Origin of the sequence: Actinophytocola sp. (assembly GCF_036002505.1) — a bacterium.
GTDB lineage: Bacteria > Actinomycetota > Actinomycetes > Mycobacteriales > Pseudonocardiaceae > DASYTH01.
In genome coordinates, this window is sequence record NZ_DASYTH010000030.1 from 20,678 (window position 1) to 35,471 (window position 14,794).

The following is a 14,794-nucleotide window of genomic DNA, read 5'->3' on the forward strand; positions in this document are numbered from 1 at the left end:
ACGGTGCCGGCAGCGATCCGGGGCCGGCAACTCGTCGCCGGGCGGCACCCAAGCCTGCGTGGTGAGCCGCTCGGCCGCGGCCAGGATGTGCGGCACGCAGATCCCGATTGCCAGCTCCCGCCGTCCTGGCTGCGCTGCCGGCCGGCATCCGGCCCGAAGCCGCGGCACGATGCGGCGGAGTGTCGGTGGTCGCGGCTAACGTCCGCGGCATGGACCTCACCGTGACCACTGCCGAGCTTGCCCGCGCCGCGTCGGATCTTGTTCGGCTCGTGCCGGGACGGCTGGTCGACCCCGTGCTCTCCGGCCTGCTGCTCAGCGCCGACCGCGACGGGGTGCTGCTCGCCGGCAACGACCGCGAACGGTCGGCCCGGTTGCGCTGCCCGGCCGTCGTGCACACCGAGGGCCGGGTGCTCGTGCCGGCGAAGCCGTTCGCCGAGACCTTGCGCGCGGTGGAGGAACCCCAGATCCGGCTGGTGGTCGAGGGCAGCCGGCTGGCGATCCGGGTGCCCGGCGCCCGTTACGCCTTACCGTTGCTGGACGTGGACGTGCACCCGGGCATACCGGCCCGGGCACCGGCGGTCGGCGAGGTGGCCGCCGCACCGCTCGCGTCGGCGCTCACCACGGTGGCCGCGACCGCGTCCCGGGACGACGCGTTACCCCTCTACACCGGGGTGCGGATGCGGTCCGAAGAGGACCGTCTCGTGCTGCTCGCCACCGACCGGTTCCGGATGGCCGTGGCGTCCTTACCCTGGCGGCCGGACGGCGAGTTGGACGCGCTGGTGCCGGCCGCGCTGCTGGTGGAGACCGCCCGCCAGCTCCCGGCCACCGGCGCGGTGACCGTGCACGCCGGCCGCGACCAGCTCGGCCTCGCCTGGGGCCGGACCCTGGTCACCACCGCGGTGCTCGACGGCACGTTCATCCACGAGTCCAAGGTCATCGTGTCCGAAGTGGACACTCGGCTCGAGCTGGACGCCGACGCCCTGGCCGGCGCCGTTCGCCGGGTCGGCCTCTACACCGACGCCCGCGGCGTGCTGTTGCTGGAAGTCGGGGACGGCGAGATCCGGCTGCGCGGCGCAGACCGGCAGTCCGGCGAGGCCGAGGAGTCCGTAAAGTCCGCTGTGGACGGTGGGCGCACCGGTCAGGCGTTCCAGGCCCGCTACCTCACCGACGCCTTACGCCCGTTCGCGGGCGGCCGGGTCGGGATCGGCATCCAGCCCGGCATGCGCGCCACCATCTTCAGCGCCGCCGAGCCGGGCGACGTCGACCTCCGGTACATCGTGATGCCCATGCTCCCGCCGAAGGGCGCCTAGCTCGCCATGTTGGCCAGCTGCGTTGATGTGTTGGCGTCTCACGTCGCCGTGTTGGCATCTGACGTAGCCGGGTAGGCGGGCGGCGCGAATCGCGCACGAGCTCATCCGGACGCCGGCGGCCAACATGACAACGCCAGCGGCCAACACGGCGACGCCACGCGCAAACATGGCGACGCCAGAGGCCAACACACCCCGGGCTAGCGGCTGCGCAGGTAGTCGAGCTGGGCTTGCACCGACCACTCGGCCGGCCCCCACAGCGACCTGTCCACGTCGGCGTAGACGATCTCCACGACCTGGCGCGGGGTGGCGTCGCCGCCGAGCTGGCGCAGTGCCGCCCGGACCTGGTCGAGCCGCGCCTCGCGGTGCGCCAGGTACTCGGCCGCGGTCACCGCCAGGTCCGGCAGGTCCGGGCCGTGTCCGGGCAGCACGACCGTGCCGGGTTCGGTGGCGGCCAGGGTGCGCAGCGAGTCCAGGTAGGCGCCGAGGTCGAACACCACCGTGGTGCCGCGGCCCAGCACGGTGTCGCCGGTCAGCGTCGCGGCCACGCCGTCGTGCGCCACCTCGAGGCAGACCGAGTCCCCGGTGTGGCCGGGCGTGTGCAGCACCGTCAGCGACAGCCCGCCCGCGGCGATGATCTCCTTGTCCCGCAACGGATCCGCGTTCACACAGAACCGGTCGTCGAAGGCCCGGACCGGTGCTCCGGTCCGCTCCGCGGTCCACGGTGCGCCACCGACGTGATCGGGATGCTCGTGCGTGATCAGGATCAGCGCCACCGGCCCGGCCGCCGCGACCACCCGCTCCAGGTGGGCGACGTCCTGGGTGCCGGGGTCGACGAGCACGCAGTCTTCCGAGCCGGGCGCGCGCAGCACCCAGGTGTTCGTGCCGTCCAGGGTCATCGACGACGGGTTGTCCTCGAGCACGACCGACGCGAACGGCGTGACCACGCGCGGAATCCCGTAGGCCGGGTGCGCCAGCGTCATCGCGGCTCCAGCCGGTCGTCCGGGCCGGGGTCGAGATGGTCGGCCGCCCGGTCGTAGTCCGGATCGCCGTTCACCACCAGACGCAGCACCCCACCCTCCCGGATCACCCTGGGCATCTGTTTGCTGATGGCGCGCTCGGCCGTCATCGCCGCGGCCACCGAGCCGCAGTCCTCCAGCTCGGCCAGTGTCGTCCAGGTCGGCGGCAGCAGCCCGCGCCGGCCCTGCTTCCAGTCGTCCAGCGCCTCGGTCGGCCCACACCAGGCGACGTCCGCGGCCTCCGAGGTGGCGCCGTCGGCCCGCTGCCCGGACGGCACCGCGGCCAGGAAGAACCGGGTGTCGAACCGGCGCCGCTCGGCCACCGGCGTCACCCAGTTCGCCCACGGCCGCAGCAGGTCCGCCCGCAGCACCAGGCCTGCGTCGGCCAGGAACCCGGCGAGCGACACCTCCCGGTCCACCAGCGCCTGCCGCGCGCCGGCGTACGGCAGGGTGTCGGACACCACGCTCTCCGCGTCCGGACCGGCCAGCAGCACGCCGGACTCCTCGAAGGTCTCCCGCACCGCCGCGCAGACCAGCGCCCGGGCCATCCCGGGGGCGACCCCGAACCGCTCACCCCACCAGCCCGCCTCGGGGCCGTGCCAGGCCACGCTCGCGTCGGCGTCCCGCAGATCCACCGATCCGCCGGGGAACGCGGTCATGCCGCCGGCGAAGGCCATCCCGGCCACCCGCCGGATCAGAAACACCTCGAGGCCGCGGGCGCCGTCCCGGACCAGCATCACCGTCGCCGAGTCGCGGGGCGTCGCCGGCGGGTCCGGGATCTCCGGCGGGACGAACCCTTCCGGCAGCTCGATCTCCTTGGGCAGCTCACGCACCCGTCGAGCCTATGCGGCAACACGCCGTTACCAAAGGCGCTCACGTTCTACAGACGCGGGGGCTAGGACGGTGCAGGATGTGCCTGTGAGCGAGCTTGCGAGCGAACCATCGGGCACTGCACCGTCGCCGAGCCTGCGAGCGAACCCCTTGCTGGGTTTTGCCACCTACCGAGCTTGCGAGGTGCTGGCCTAAATGGCGGAGCGCGGGGACACCCCCCTCAGGGTCGGGCTGGTCGGCGCCGGACCGTGGGCACGAGCCGTGCACGCACCCGCGCTGGCCGCGCACCCGCGCACCAAGCTGGTCGCGGTGTGGGCGCGGCGGGAGAGCGCGGCCGCCGAGGTGGCCGCGCCGTACGGGGCCACGGTGGCGCGCTCCTTCAAGGAGCTGATGTCCACCGTCGAGGCGGTCTCGTTCGCGGTCCCGCCCGCGATCCAGGCCCCGCTCGCGCTGCACGCCGCGCAGGCCGGCCGGCACCTGATCCTGGAGAAACCGATCGCCGCCACCGTCGAGGAGGCCGAGCAGCTGGTGGCCGCGGCCGACGACGCCGCGGTGGCCACCGTGGTGGTGTTCCTGCGCCGGTTCGCCTCCGACACCATCGAATGGCTCGACGAGCTGCAGCGGCACGCCGGCTGGAGCGGCGGCACCGCCCGCTGGCTCTCCGGCTCCCTGCTCGGCGGCCAGTACTCCCGCTCCCCGTGGCGGCACGAGGGCGGCGCGCTCGCCGACATCGGCCCGCACGTGCTGGACCTGCTCGACGCCGCGCTCGGCGAGATCACCCACGTGCTGTCCGCGCACCGCGGCGAGCCCGACCTCTGGCAGATCGTCCTCGGCCACGCCAGCGGCGCCACCAGCACGGCCACCATGTCGATGCGCCTGCCGATGCGGCCCACCGTCATCGACGTCTCGGTCTACGGCCCGCACGGCTACCGCGAGCTGGCCAACTTCGGCGAGTCACCCCAGGACTGCTTCCACCGCCTGCTCGACGACTTCCTGCACAACGTCCACAATGGACAAACGGTGCACCGCTGCGACGTCAGCCGCGGCCTGCACATCCAGCGCGTCATCCAGCAGATCGCCTATGCCATCGCCCCAGCAATGGCCGCGGCCGCCCCAGCCAACCCGGGCGGTTTTCCGCGCTGACAGTCCCGCCTCTCCGGAATTTTTGATGCGGTTGCGTTCCAACGAACGCTGCGGATAGCAGGTGAACCGTGGCTGGGTACCGTCACGGTCCTCTGAGGTCCCGTCAGCTGGCACGAGGCTGCCAAGCCCTTAGCGGCGCGGGTCTGGTGGTGTTGGTGGGATTCCGTTGACGACCGTCGGGCTGCCGCTGGCGGTGGGCCAGTCGAACGTGGTGGTGGCGGCGCCGTTCTGGCCGGCGCCGTGCCGGCCGCGGGTGTGGTCGGACTCCTCCTGCTCACGGCGGGCCAGTTCCTCCTGAAGCTGGCGCAGCAGGTGCTTTTCCTGCTCGCTCAACGACTCGTCGCCGGGCTGCGGGCCGTGACCGTTGACCTTGGGTGCCGGCTTCGGGCGGGTCGACTCGGGTAGCTCGGTCAGCCAGGAGGCCTGCGCGACCGGCTGGGCCGGGCGGGGCGGGGGGTTGGCCGACGCCAGCGGGTCGGCCGGCGGCTCGGGCCGGAACCGGCGGCTCGGCGCCGGGATGTCCGGCACGGCCGGCGCCGGGGGCTCGGGCGGCGGCTGCGGGGCGGCCTGCTGCCGCAGCGGCTCGGCGGCCGCCGGGGTGCTGCGCGGCCGCACCGGCGCCGGGTTGGTCGGGGCCTGCCGGGAGAACGGCACCTGAGTGGCGTGCTGCATGGCCGCGTGGTGGTAGTCGGGCGCCTCGGTGCCGTCCCGCAGCACCTCGACGGAGGCCCGGATGCCGGCCCGGCGCAGCGTGTGCTCCAGCCGGTAGGTGGTGGCCGGAGCGAACCCGTTCGGCCCGACGCCGACCAGCACCACCCGGTGCGGCACCGGCCCGGACACCGCGCCGGCCGGGGTCAGCCGCCACACCGCCCACACCGAGCGGACGTCCGGGAGCACGTCGAGCACCCGGCGCGCGGCCTCGGCGACCCCGTGCCCGGCCGACTCCCCGCCCGCCGCGCCGCCGCCGAACCGGTGCCGGCCGGCCACGTGCGAGGCGGCCGCGTCGTCGACGAGCAGCCGGTCCGCCGCCCCGGCGGCGTCCATGTACACCTGGGCCAGCACGCCGTCCAGCTCGGCCCGCTGCGCACCGGTGATCGCGATCCGGCCGGCGACCAGGCAGCCCACCAGGAACTCCAGCGCCCGGTCCACCTCCGCCGAGGCCAGCATCTCCCGGGCGTCGGCAAGCGCGTCGTCGTCGAGTCTGCCGGCCAGCCCCAGCAGCAGATCATGAACCCGGACCGGTAACGCCAATCCCGGTCGAACGCCCGCTCCCTGCGCCACGATTCGGCTCCCTCCAGCCTCGTGGGGGTGGGGTCCGGGGGCTTGCCCCGGTTATTCACAGTTCGCTAACGATGGACGAGCTGCCTCCGATACGCGACGAACCCGGGCAGCAACGGCTCCGACGCCGCGATCGCCGCCTCGTGGTAAGGCGGCGGCTCCATGCTGTCCGGGATCACCTCGACCCCGGGCTCGTAGGTGCCCAGCGCGCGCAACACCCGCTGCAGCTCACCGGTCAGCGCCGACCACTTCGCCGACGCGGTGACCAGCACGATCCGGCTCGCCGGACCCTGCCCCGAGCGGTGCCGTCGCCAGCTCCCACGCACGTCCATCACCTCGGACCGGCCCTGCAGGACCGCCCCGAGGACAACCGCTACGGAGTCACCCGCACTCACCCATTCGGGCGACTCCGAGGTGAAGGTGTAGTCCAGATCGCCTAATTCGTCCACCCAGGGGACGGCATTGAGATGCCCCGGATCGGCGCCCGCGTCCACCAGCGCGGCGTTGAGCAGCAGAGACTCCGCCACCGTGATCGCCACCCGCTCGCGCAGCAACGTCAGGGGCAGCACCGCGGCCAGCGCGTCGAGCGCCCCCGCGGCGAGCCAGTCCCGGAACCGCCACAGCTGCCGGTCCGGCAACCGCCCGGCGAGCTTGAGCAACAACTCGTGGCACGACGCGCTGGCGTCGGTCATGCGCCCTCCCTCGGCTACGCGGAATCCTCTGGCTCAGGAATTCGCAAGCTCACGCCACCTCGACGATCAGCTCGACCTCGACCGGGACCCCCAGCGGCAGTTCGGCGACCCCCACCGCGGCCCGGGCATGCTTCCCGGCCTCCCCGAAGATCTCCCCGAGCAGCTCGGAGGCACCGTTGAGCACCGCCGGCTGCGCGGTGAACCCGTCGGCCGAGGCCACGTAGCCGACCACCTTCACCACCCGCACCACCGCGTCGATGCCGACCAGGGCGTCCACCGCGGCCAGCGCGTTCAGCGCGCAGGTGCGGGCGTGCCCCTTGGCCGCCTCCGGGTCGACCTCCGCGCCGACCTTGCCGGTGGCCGCGACCACCCCGTCGACGAACGGCACCTGACCGGCGGTGTAGACCAGCGAGCCACTGCGCACGGCCGGAACGTAGGCGCCGGCCGGCGGCGCCACCGAGGGCAGCTCGATGCCCAGCTCCGTGAGCCGGTCCGACCACGCCATCAGGACTCCTTGGGGCGCTTGAGGTAGGCCACCAGCTGCTCACCGGTCGGGCCGGGCAGCACGGTCACCAGCTCCCAGCCGTCCTCGCCCCACTGGTCGAGGATCTGCTTGGTGGCATGGATCAACAGGGGCACCGTGGCGTACTCCCACTGCGTCATGACGCGGCAGCCTAGCGACCCCAACATGGGCGATCTTTACCGCTACCGTGTTCGCCGTGGAAGCGTGGCGTGTGCTCGCCGCGGCGCTGCTCGCGGCGGGTGGGCTGGTGCTGGTCCTGCTCACCATGGCGAAGTGGCGGGAACGCCGCGGGTCGACGGGCGGCCAGGTGGCGCTGTCCGGCGTGATCACGTTCACCGTGCTGGCCCTGCTCTGCCTGCTGGTGGCCACCGTGCTCCCGGCGTGGCTGTCCTGGTCGGTGGTGGTCCTGGTCGGCGTCACGGTCTCGGTGATGATGCTGGTCAGTTGAATTCAATGTGCGGGCTCGGGCCCCGTGACACCGCCGCTGTGGGCGGGTTGGCACGGACCGACTCCTCGGGCAGGCCTCCGGCCCACCCTCGTCGCCGGTGAGCCCGCACAGGCTGAGGCGCACGCCATACGGCACCGCCCAAAAGGGACACCTACCCTGGCGTTGTGACATCCCCGAGCTGGAACGACCACCTCGCTCGCGCGCGGCTGCATGTGGTCACCGGCAAGGGCGGCACCGGGAAGACCACGGTCGCCGCGGCGCTCGCGCTGGCGTTGGCCACGGGCGGGCGGCGGGTGCTGCTGGTCGAGGTGGAGGGCCGGCAGGGCATCGCCCAGCTCTTCGACACCGCACCCCTCCCGTACGCCGAGCAGCGGATCGCCTCCGCCCCGGGCGGCGGCGAGGTGCGCGCGCTGCACGTGGACGCCGAGGCGGCCCTGCTCGAGTACTTCACCATGTTCTACAACCTGGGCTTCGCCGGACGGACGCTGCGCCGGATGGGTGCGATCGAGTTCGCCACCACGCTCGCGCCGGGCCTGCGCGACGTGCTGCTCACCGGGAAGGTCAAGGAGTGCGTCGGCCGCACCGACGGCTCGGGACGGCACGTCTACGACGCGGTCGTGCTGGACTCCCCGCCGACCGGCCGGATCGTGAAGTTCCTCGACGTCACCCGGGCCATGGCGGACCTGGCCAAGGTCGGGCCGATCCGCGGGCAGAGCGAAGGTGTGGTGCGCCTGCTGCACTCCGGGGACACCGCGGTGCACCTGGTCACGCTGCTCGAGGAGATGCCGGTCCGGGAGACCATCGAGGCGGTCGAGGAGCTGGACGCCGCGGAGCTGCGGCCGGGCGCCGTGGTGGTGAACCGGGTCCGCCCGCCGCGGCTGCCGGCCCGCTCGCTGACCCCCGCCGCGGACGGCCGGGTGGACACCTCCCGGGTGCGCAACGGCCTGGCCAGCGCCGGGCTGGACCTCGCGCCCGACGACCTCGACGGCCTGGTCGCGGAAACCGTGGAGCACGCCATCCGGGTCCAGGCCGAGCAGCGGGCCCGGGCCCAGCTCGTCGAGGTCGACCTGCCCACGCTGGAGCTGCCGGACAGCACCGAGGGGGTGGACACCGCGGCCCTCTACGAGCTCGCCGAGGTGCTCGTGGACCAGGGGGTCCGATGAGGAGGGCATTGAGCCTCGATCGGCTGATCGACGACCCGGACACGCACGTCATCGTGTGCTGCGGCTCCGGCGGCGTCGGCAAGACGACCACGGCCGCAGCGATCGCGGTGCGGGCGGCCGAGCGCGGGCGCAAGACCGTCGTGCTCACCATCGACCCGGCGCGCCGGCTGGCCCAGGCGCTCGGGCTGCGCGAGCTGGGCAACACGCCGCGGACCGTGGACGTCGACGGGTTCACCCCGGCCGGCGAGCTCTCCGCGATGATGCTGGACATGCGCCGCACGTTCGACGACATGGTGCTGGCGCACGCCGGGGAGGAACGCGCCCGGGAGGTGCTGGCCAACCCGTTCTACAAGACCATCTCCACGTCGTTCTCCGGCACCCAGGAGTACATGGCGATGGAGAAGCTCGGCCAGCTCGCCGCCGAGGGCACCTGGGACCTGATCGTGGTGGACACCCCGCCGAGCCGCTCCGCGCTGGACTTCCTGGACGCCCCGCAGCGGATGTCCTCGGCCCTGGACGGCCGCATGATCAAGCTGCTGACCGGTCCGGCGCGGGCCGGCGGCTGGGGGGTGCGCAAGGTGGTCGGCGCCGGGTTCATGCTGTTCGCCCGGGCCGTGTCGGCCATCGTCGGCGGCCAGTTGCTGGCCGACGCGTCGGCGTTCGTGCAGGCCTTCGATGGGATGTTCGGCGGGTTCCGGGAGCGCGCCCGCAAGACCTACGAGCTGCTGCGCTCCGGTGGCACCGCGTTCGTGGTGATCGCCGCGCCGGAGCCGGACGCGCTGCGCGAGGCCAGCTACTTCGTGGAGCGGCTGTCCGCGGAGTCCATGCCGCTGTCCGGGCTGGTGGTCAACCGGACACATCCGGTGCTGACGAAGCTGTCCGGGCCGAACGCGCTGGCCGCGGCCGACAAGTTGGAACGATCGGGCGACGCCCCGCTGGCCGCGGCCGTGCTGCGGCTGCACGCGGACCGCGTGGCGGTGGCGGAACGGGAAGGCCGGCTGGTCGCCCGGTTCACCAAGGCGCACCCCACGGTGTCCGTGGTCAAGGTGCCGGCGATGCCCTCGGACGTACACGACCTGGACGGGCTGAGACGGATCGGCGAGCGGTTGTCAGGTGCTCGCTAGCCCACTCGGATGTCCTCCTCGGCGATCTCGGCGTGCCGGCGGGCGTCCTCGAGCAGCTCACGCCACGAGGTCACGTCCGGGCGACGACGCAGCAGAGCCCGTCGCTCACGCTCCGTCATCCCGCCCCACACGCCGAACTCGATCCGGTTGTCCAACGCCTCGGCGAGGCACTCGGTGCGTACCGGGCATGCGATACACACGAGCTTGGCCTTTCGCTGCTCCTTGCCGCGGACGAACAAACCATCGGGGTCCTCGTCGCGGCACAGCGCGTTGATTCGCCAATCTGCCTGGTCATTTAGCATGACCCCCACCCCTTGCGTGTCTCGACCCTCGTACCCGATACCCCCCGGCATCGGTTGCCTCCGGCCAGCCCCGCGGGTACGGTCCCGGCCTTCTGCGCCGTCGTGAGACGTTGACGGACTCTAGAGGGCGGCGGTTCCCCGTAGAACACCGGGCCCGCCAGCCGTTACCTGATGTCAACAACTGTTCGGTGCAATCCGCCTGACGGACGGGTCCTCGGTAGTCTGAGCGGGTGCGCATAGGAGACGGCCTGCTGAAGTTGCTCGGACTGTGCCTCCTGGCGGGTGTGCTCACCGCCGGCATGCTCTTCCCCATCGTGGGGGCGATGGGGGTGGTGTCCAACCGGGCGAGCGACGCGATCGACAGCGTCTCGGCCAACCTGGTGGCCGCCGATCCCGCCCTGGTCACCACCGTCGCCGACGCGAACGGCGCCCCGATCGCGTACCTCTACGACCAGTACCGCATCCCGGTGAGCGCCGAGGCGATCTCGCCGACCATGAAGGCGGCGCTGATCGCCATCGAGGACCGCCGGTTCTACGAGCACAACGGCGTGGACTGGCGCGGCACGCTGCGGGCCGCGGTGAGCAACCAGACCTCCGGCGACGTGCAGGGCGCGTCCACGCTCACCCAGCAGTACGTGAAGAACTACCTGATCAACGTGGTGTACCGGGGCAGCGAGCCGGAGAAGAAGCTCGAGCAGAAGCGGGCACAGGAGCAGACGATCACGCGCAAGCTCAAGGAGGCGCGGATCGCCATCCAGCTCGAGCAGAAGATGACCAAGGACGAGATCCTCACCGGCTACCTGAACATCGTCGAGTTCGCCTACCAGGTCTACGGCGTCGGCGCCGCCGCGCACGCCTACTTCCACACCACGGCGGACAAGCTGACCGTGGCCCAGGCGGCGGTGCTCGCCGGCATGGTCAACAACCCCAGCCTGTACAACCCGTGGCAGCGCCCGGTGGAGACGCTCAAGCGGCGCAACCTGGTCATCGACAAGATGGCGGAGAACCAGAAGCTGTCCCTGGAGGCCGCGGACGCGGCCAAGAAGGAGCCGCTGGGCATCCTGCAGGCACCGGACAAGCCTGCGGCCAACTGCACCGGCGCCGGCACCGAGTACGGCTTCTTCTGCCAGTACGTCGAGGACTACCTGCAGAAGGTGGGGCTGAACAAGGAGAAGTTGTACTCCGGCGGCTACACCGTCAAGACCAGCTTCGACGCCAACGCCACGCACCTGGCCAAGCAGGCCGCCGAGCACCAGATCCCGAAGAACCAGGACGGCATCGCCGACACGATGGCCATCGTGCGGCCCGGCAAGGACCGGCACCAGGTGGTCGCCCTGGTGGCCAACCGTGACTACGGGCTGAACAAGGACGCCGGGCAGACCGTCTACGGCCTGCCGAGCGACGCCGCCAACAAGTTCGGCGCCGGCTCCATCTACAAGATCTTCACGGCGGCCGCGTACCTGGAGAAGGGCGGCGGGATCTTCAATGTCATCCCGAGCCCGGACTTCTATACCTCGCACGTGTTCACCGGCGGCAGCACGAAGAGCTGCCCGCGCACCGAGAAGCCCAACGACGGCGACAACCGCTGGTACTGCCTGAAGAACGCCGGCGACTACGCGCCGCAGATGACCCTGCAGGACGCGCTCGCCCAGTCCCCGAACACCGCGTTCGTCATGCTCGAGGAGCAGGTCGGGATGGACGCGGTGGTGGACATGGCGAGCCGGCTCGGGCTGCGGGAGACCATGGCGGGCAACATCTCCGGCAACTCGCCCGACCCGAAGGACCCCAACGACGGCAACCGGGTCAGCCAGTCGCAGTTCTTCCGCAGCAAGCCGCCCAACGACCCGGGGAAGGCCGCGTTCACCCTGAGCCCGGCGGCGACCAGCACGCTCGAGCTCGCCAACGTGGGCGCCACCCTGATGTCCGGCGGCGTCTGGTGCCCACCGAGCCCGCTGATCGAGGTGCTCGACCGGGACGGCAAGAAGGTCGACATCCCGGAGCAGCCCTGCGACCAGGCCGTCTCCGAGGGCCTGGCGAACTCGATGGTGCAGGGCCTGAGCAAGGACATCGCCGGCGGCACCGCGGCGCGGGCGGCCGGGGCCGCCCGCTGGACCCGGCCGATGCTGGGCAAGACCGGCACCACGCAGGAGCACAAGTCGGCCGGCTTCGTCGGCGCCACCCCGCAGCTCGCCGGCGCGGTGCTGGTGTTCAACGACAGCCCGCGGCCGCGGCCGATCTGCGACGACCCGACCCGGCTGTGCGGCGACGGCAACATCTTCGGCGGCAAGACCCCCGCCCAGACCTGGTTCGAGGCGATGACCCCGATCATGGCACCCCTGCCGGTCGTGGGCCTGCCGGCGGGCGATCCGCGTTACATGAACGGCGGCGAGGGAACCCGGGTGCCGAACGTGATCGGCAGGAGCCAGCAGGAAGCCACCCAGATCCTGCAGCAGGCCGGCTTCCAGGTGATCGCGCGGCCACGCAACGACGTGGCGCCCAAGGGAACCGTCGTCGGCCAGACCCGGACCGCCCTGCCCGGCAGCGCGGTGACCATCAATGTCAGCACCGGCATCGCCCCGTCCCCGAGCACCCCACCCGGGCCGGGTCCCGGCGGCGGCCAGCCCGGCAACGGTGGTGGTGGCCCCGGCAACGGCGGCGGCGGCGGAGGCGGCCGCGGATTCCCGGAACCGATCATCATCTTCCCCACCCGCCGCTAATTCGCGAGTTCGATGCTCCAGCAATCGAGTTCGACGCTCGGGCAAGCGAGTTCGGCGTTCAGGACGGTTGAAGCATGGCCCGGACAGCGGCGGCCACACGCCCGCCCTCGGCGCGCCCGGCCACCTTGGCGTTGGCCGCCTTCATGACCTGGCCCATCTGCTTCTGCCCGGGCGGCGCGCCGAGCTGCTCGGTCACCTCGGCGACGGCCTCGGTGACCAGCGTCTCCAACTCCGCGTCGTCGAGCTGTTTGGGCAGATAGCCGGCGAGGACTTCGGCCTCGTCGAGCTCCGCCTGGGCGCGCTCCGGCCGGTCGGCGGCGGCGAACGCCTCGGCGGCCTCCTTGCGTTTGCGCGACTCGCGGGTGAGCACCCGGAGCACCTCGTCGTCGGTGAGCTCACGCGCGGACTCGCCGGCCACCTCCTCGTTGGTGATGCCGGTCAGCGCCATGCGCAGGGTCGCCACCTTGATCTTCTCGCGGTTCTTCATCGCCGCGGTGAGGTCCGCCTGCAGCCGTGCCTTGAGCTCTGCCATGAGAGCGACCCTAGCGGCCGGGTTAGGCTCGGCAACGTGAGTGAGCTTGCACGAACGGTCCGCCGGGTGGCACTCGGCACGACCGCGCTGGGCACAGCGACGCTGGCCTACGCCGCCGGAATCGAACGGCGGCACTGGACGCTCCGCCAGGCCACGCTGCCCGTGCTCGCCGAAGGCGCCCGCCCGCTGCGCGTCCTGCACCTGTCCGACCTGCACATGCTCCCCGGCCAGCACTCCAAGCAGCGCTGGATCGCCGCGCTCGACGACCTCAACCCCGACCTCGTGGTCAACACCGGCGACAACCTCGCCCACCGCGCTGCCGTCCCTGCCGTCGTCCGCGCCCTCGGCCCTCTCCTCGACCGCCCAGGCGTGTTCGTCTTCGGCAGCAACGACTACTACGCCCCCCGCCCCAAGAACCCCGCCCGCTATCTCTTCCCGAGCAACAAAAAACGCATCCACGGCGTCCCCCTCCCCTGGCGCGACCTCCGCGCGGCCCTGGTCGAGCGCGGCTGGCACGACCTCACGCACGTCCGCCGCCTGCTCACCGTCGACGGCCAGCTGCTGGCCGTGGCCGGCGTCGACGACCCCCACCTGCGCCGCGACCGCTACCCCGACATCGCCGGCCGCCCCGACCGCTCAGCCGCCCTCCGCCTCGGCATCACCCACTCCCCCGAACCCCGCGTCCTGGACGCCTTCGCCGCCGACGCCTACGACCTCGTCATGGCCGGCCACACCCACGGCGGCCAACTCCGCATCCCCGGCTACGGCGCCCTCGTCACCAACTGCGAACTCGACCGCTCCCGCGCCCGTGGCCCCTCCCGCTGGGGCACCCACATGTGGCTCCACGTCTCCGCCGGCCTCGGCACCTCCCCCTACGCCCCCGTCCGCTTCGCCTGCCCACCGGAAGCCAGCCTCCTCACCCTCGTCCCCCGCCCCACCCCGGCAGAGGCCCACACCGAATCCCACTTCGAGGCCGGCGCAGACGTCGGCTAGACTCCATGCGGCCACGGGGTGTGGCGCAGCTTGGTAGCGCGCTTCGTTCGGGACGAAGAGGTCGCAGGTTCAAATCCTGTCACCCCGACCAGCTCAGGCCCCGTCCACTGTGGAGTGGACGGGCTCTGACACATTCACGGGTGACTACCTGGGTGACTATGAGTAAGGCCCACGGTCTGTTTGATGACCAGGGGCCATACGTGGACCCATCCCAACACCGTTGGGATGCCGTCAATCCCGCCTCCTCATGGAAACCGCGATGACGAACATCGCTCGCACCACAAGCGCGAGCACAACGACTGACCCTTCCATTTGTTGATCTCCCATTCCTTCTCACCCGACTACCAGGACCGGCCGGCGCCGGGCCCTCCCTCCGGAGAGCCGGCCGGCCGGTCCTAGGACCCACGACTCGGTGCCATCTGCGGCGGGAACCAATGGCTCCCGCCCACGCCCGGATCGCCGGGACGCGAGAAGAATGATCAACTATGAAACGGTCACCCCGAATACTACTTGACCGATTGAAGTCTGTCGGTCCCGCCAAGCGTATTGCGCTTGTCGCGTCGGCAAGCCTCGGAAAGATCCAATCCATCGCCGTTGCGCCGTCTTCGACCACGGGGTTGAGCTGGTGTCTGTAGAAGTGACCAACTGGATGACTGAGCCGATCTGGGGATGCCCATGCGGGTCATGTGAACGCTGCACTGACTGCATCTATCAACAACTTC

Annotated in this window: 15 protein-coding genes and 1 tRNA gene; 8 read left to right on the top strand and 8 right to left on the bottom strand. The window is 71.8% G+C overall.

Going from position 1 to position 14,794, the window contains the following annotated elements:
* Positions 1-209 precede the first annotated feature (209 nt).
* A complete protein-coding gene (gene dnaN / locus VGR06_RS01595; protein WP_327557107.1) occupies positions 210-1,310 on the top strand; it encodes a DNA polymerase III subunit beta in 1,101 nt (366 codons plus the stop codon).
* A 197-nt stretch (positions 1,311-1,507) separates the two neighbouring features.
* Here the strand turns inward: dnaN and VGR06_RS01600 are convergent, their stop codons facing one another.
* Both VGR06_RS01600 and VGR06_RS01605 read right to left on the bottom strand, forming a co-directional pair.
* A complete protein-coding gene (locus VGR06_RS01600) occupies positions 1,508-2,284 on the bottom strand; it encodes an MBL fold metallo-hydrolase (protein WP_327557121.1) in 777 nt (258 codons plus the stop codon).
* A 2-nt stretch (positions 2,285-2,286) separates the two neighbouring features.
* Positions 2,287-3,150: an NUDIX hydrolase gene (locus tag VGR06_RS01605; RefSeq protein WP_327557122.1), complete on the bottom strand. Its 864-nt coding sequence runs from the start codon at positions 3,148-3,150 to the stop codon at positions 2,287-2,289.
* Positions 3,151-3,352: 202 nt separating this feature from the next.
* Here VGR06_RS01605 and VGR06_RS01610 point away from each other — a divergent pair, with 202 nt between their 5' ends.
* On the top strand, positions 3,353-4,300 hold the full coding sequence (locus tag VGR06_RS01610; RefSeq protein WP_327557108.1) for a Gfo/Idh/MocA family oxidoreductase: 948 nt from the start codon (positions 3,353-3,355) through the stop codon (positions 4,298-4,300).
* Positions 4,301-4,429: 129 nt separating this feature from the next.
* On the opposite strand, the gene VGR06_RS01615 is transcribed toward VGR06_RS01610, so the two are convergent.
* The 4 genes from VGR06_RS01615 to VGR06_RS01630 all read right to left on the bottom strand — a co-directional run bounded on the left by VGR06_RS01615 (position 4,430) and on the right by VGR06_RS01630 (position 6,933).
* Complete coding sequence (locus tag VGR06_RS01615) at positions 4,430-5,581, bottom strand: hypothetical protein (protein ID WP_327557109.1); 1,152 nt, start codon at positions 5,579-5,581, stop codon at positions 4,430-4,432.
* Positions 5,582-5,646: 65 nt separating this feature from the next.
* The gene (locus VGR06_RS01620) at positions 5,647-6,270 is read right to left on the bottom strand and encodes a hypothetical protein (RefSeq protein ID WP_327557110.1); all 624 of its coding nucleotides are present in this window, start codon (positions 6,268-6,270) and stop codon (positions 5,647-5,649) included.
* 49 nt (positions 6,271-6,319) lie between these two features.
* Positions 6,320-6,775 (bottom strand): RidA family protein, encoded by a 456-nt coding sequence (locus VGR06_RS01625; RefSeq protein ID WP_327557111.1) that lies wholly within the window; start codon positions 6,773-6,775, stop codon positions 6,320-6,322.
* Positions 6,775-6,933 carry a hypothetical protein gene (locus VGR06_RS01630; protein WP_327557112.1) on the bottom strand — a complete coding sequence of 53 codons (159 nt, stop codon included), beginning with the start codon at positions 6,931-6,933 and terminating at the stop codon, positions 6,775-6,777. The genes VGR06_RS01625 and VGR06_RS01630 overlap by 1 nt, the downstream gene beginning before the upstream one ends.
* Before the next feature lie 56 nt (positions 6,934-6,989).
* On the opposite strand from VGR06_RS01630, the gene VGR06_RS01635 reads away from it, so the two are divergent.
* From VGR06_RS01635 to VGR06_RS01645, 3 genes are all read left to right on the top strand, one after another.
* Positions 6,990-7,241, top strand: a complete 252-nt coding sequence (locus tag VGR06_RS01635; RefSeq protein WP_327557113.1) for a hypothetical protein — start codon at positions 6,990-6,992, stop codon at positions 7,239-7,241.
* Positions 7,242-7,405: 164 nt separating this feature from the next.
* Entirely contained in the window at positions 7,406-8,404 is a 999-nt protein-coding gene (locus VGR06_RS01640; RefSeq protein WP_327557114.1) for an ArsA-related P-loop ATPase, read from the top strand.
* Complete coding sequence (locus VGR06_RS01645; RefSeq protein WP_327557115.1) at positions 8,401-9,528, top strand: ArsA family ATPase; 1,128 nt, start codon at positions 8,401-8,403, stop codon at positions 9,526-9,528. The genes VGR06_RS01640 and VGR06_RS01645 overlap by 4 nt, the downstream gene beginning before the upstream one ends.
* Here VGR06_RS01645 and VGR06_RS01650 read toward each other — a convergent pair.
* The gene (locus VGR06_RS01650; RefSeq protein WP_327557116.1) at positions 9,525-9,830 is read right to left on the bottom strand and encodes a WhiB family transcriptional regulator; all 306 of its coding nucleotides are present in this window, start codon (positions 9,828-9,830) and stop codon (positions 9,525-9,527) included. The two genes, VGR06_RS01645 and VGR06_RS01650, sit on opposite strands and share 4 nt — an antisense overlap.
* Before the next feature lie 230 nt (positions 9,831-10,060).
* Between VGR06_RS01650 and VGR06_RS01655 the strand changes: the two genes are divergently transcribed.
* Entirely contained in the window at positions 10,061-12,547 is a 2,487-nt protein-coding gene (locus VGR06_RS01655; protein WP_327557117.1) for a penicillin-binding protein, read from the top strand.
* A gap of 58 nt (positions 12,548-12,605) precedes the next feature.
* Here the strand turns inward: VGR06_RS01655 and VGR06_RS01660 are convergent, their stop codons facing one another.
* Positions 12,606-13,079, bottom strand: a complete 474-nt coding sequence (locus VGR06_RS01660) for a GatB/YqeY domain-containing protein (protein ID WP_327557118.1) — start codon at positions 13,077-13,079, stop codon at positions 12,606-12,608.
* Positions 13,080-13,115: 36 nt separating this feature from the next.
* Here VGR06_RS01660 and VGR06_RS01665 point away from each other — a divergent pair, with 36 nt between their 5' ends.
* Together VGR06_RS01665 and VGR06_RS01670 are read left to right on the top strand one after the other, a co-directional pair.
* The gene (locus tag VGR06_RS01665; protein ID WP_327557119.1) at positions 13,116-14,072 is read left to right on the top strand and encodes a metallophosphoesterase; all 957 of its coding nucleotides are present in this window, start codon (positions 13,116-13,118) and stop codon (positions 14,070-14,072) included.
* Between the two features lie 14 nt (positions 14,073-14,086).
* A tRNA-Pro gene (locus tag VGR06_RS01670) sits at positions 14,087-14,163 on the top strand.
* The last annotated feature ends 631 nt before the right edge of the window (positions 14,164-14,794 follow it).

What these genes read in the sequence shown, in the direction of transcription:
- dnaN (WP_327557107.1), top strand. Translation starts at nt 210, where the DNA reads ATGGACCTCACCGTGACCACTGCCGAGCTTGCCCGCGCCGCGTCGGAT.
- VGR06_RS01610 (WP_327557108.1), top strand. Translation starts at nt 3,353, where the DNA reads ATGGCGGAGCGCGGGGACACCCCCCTCAGGGTCGGGCTGGTCGGCGCC.
- VGR06_RS01620 (WP_327557110.1), bottom strand. Translation starts at nt 6,270, where the DNA reads ATGACCGACGCCAGCGCGTCGTGCCACGAGTTGTTGCTCAAGCTCGCC.
- VGR06_RS01625 (WP_327557111.1), bottom strand. Translation starts at nt 6,775, where the DNA reads ATGGCGTGGTCGGACCGGCTCACGGAGCTGGGCATCGAGCTGCCCTCG.
- VGR06_RS01630 (WP_327557112.1), bottom strand. Translation starts at nt 6,933, where the DNA reads ATGACGCAGTGGGAGTACGCCACGGTGCCCCTGTTGATCCATGCCACC.
- VGR06_RS01645 (WP_327557115.1), top strand. Translation starts at nt 8,401, where the DNA reads ATGAGGAGGGCATTGAGCCTCGATCGGCTGATCGACGACCCGGACACG.
- VGR06_RS01650 (WP_327557116.1), bottom strand. Translation starts at nt 9,830, where the DNA reads ATGCTAAATGACCAGGCAGATTGGCGAATCAACGCGCTGTGCCGCGAC.
- VGR06_RS01660 (WP_327557118.1), bottom strand. Translation starts at nt 13,079, where the DNA reads ATGGCAGAGCTCAAGGCACGGCTGCAGGCGGACCTCACCGCGGCGATG.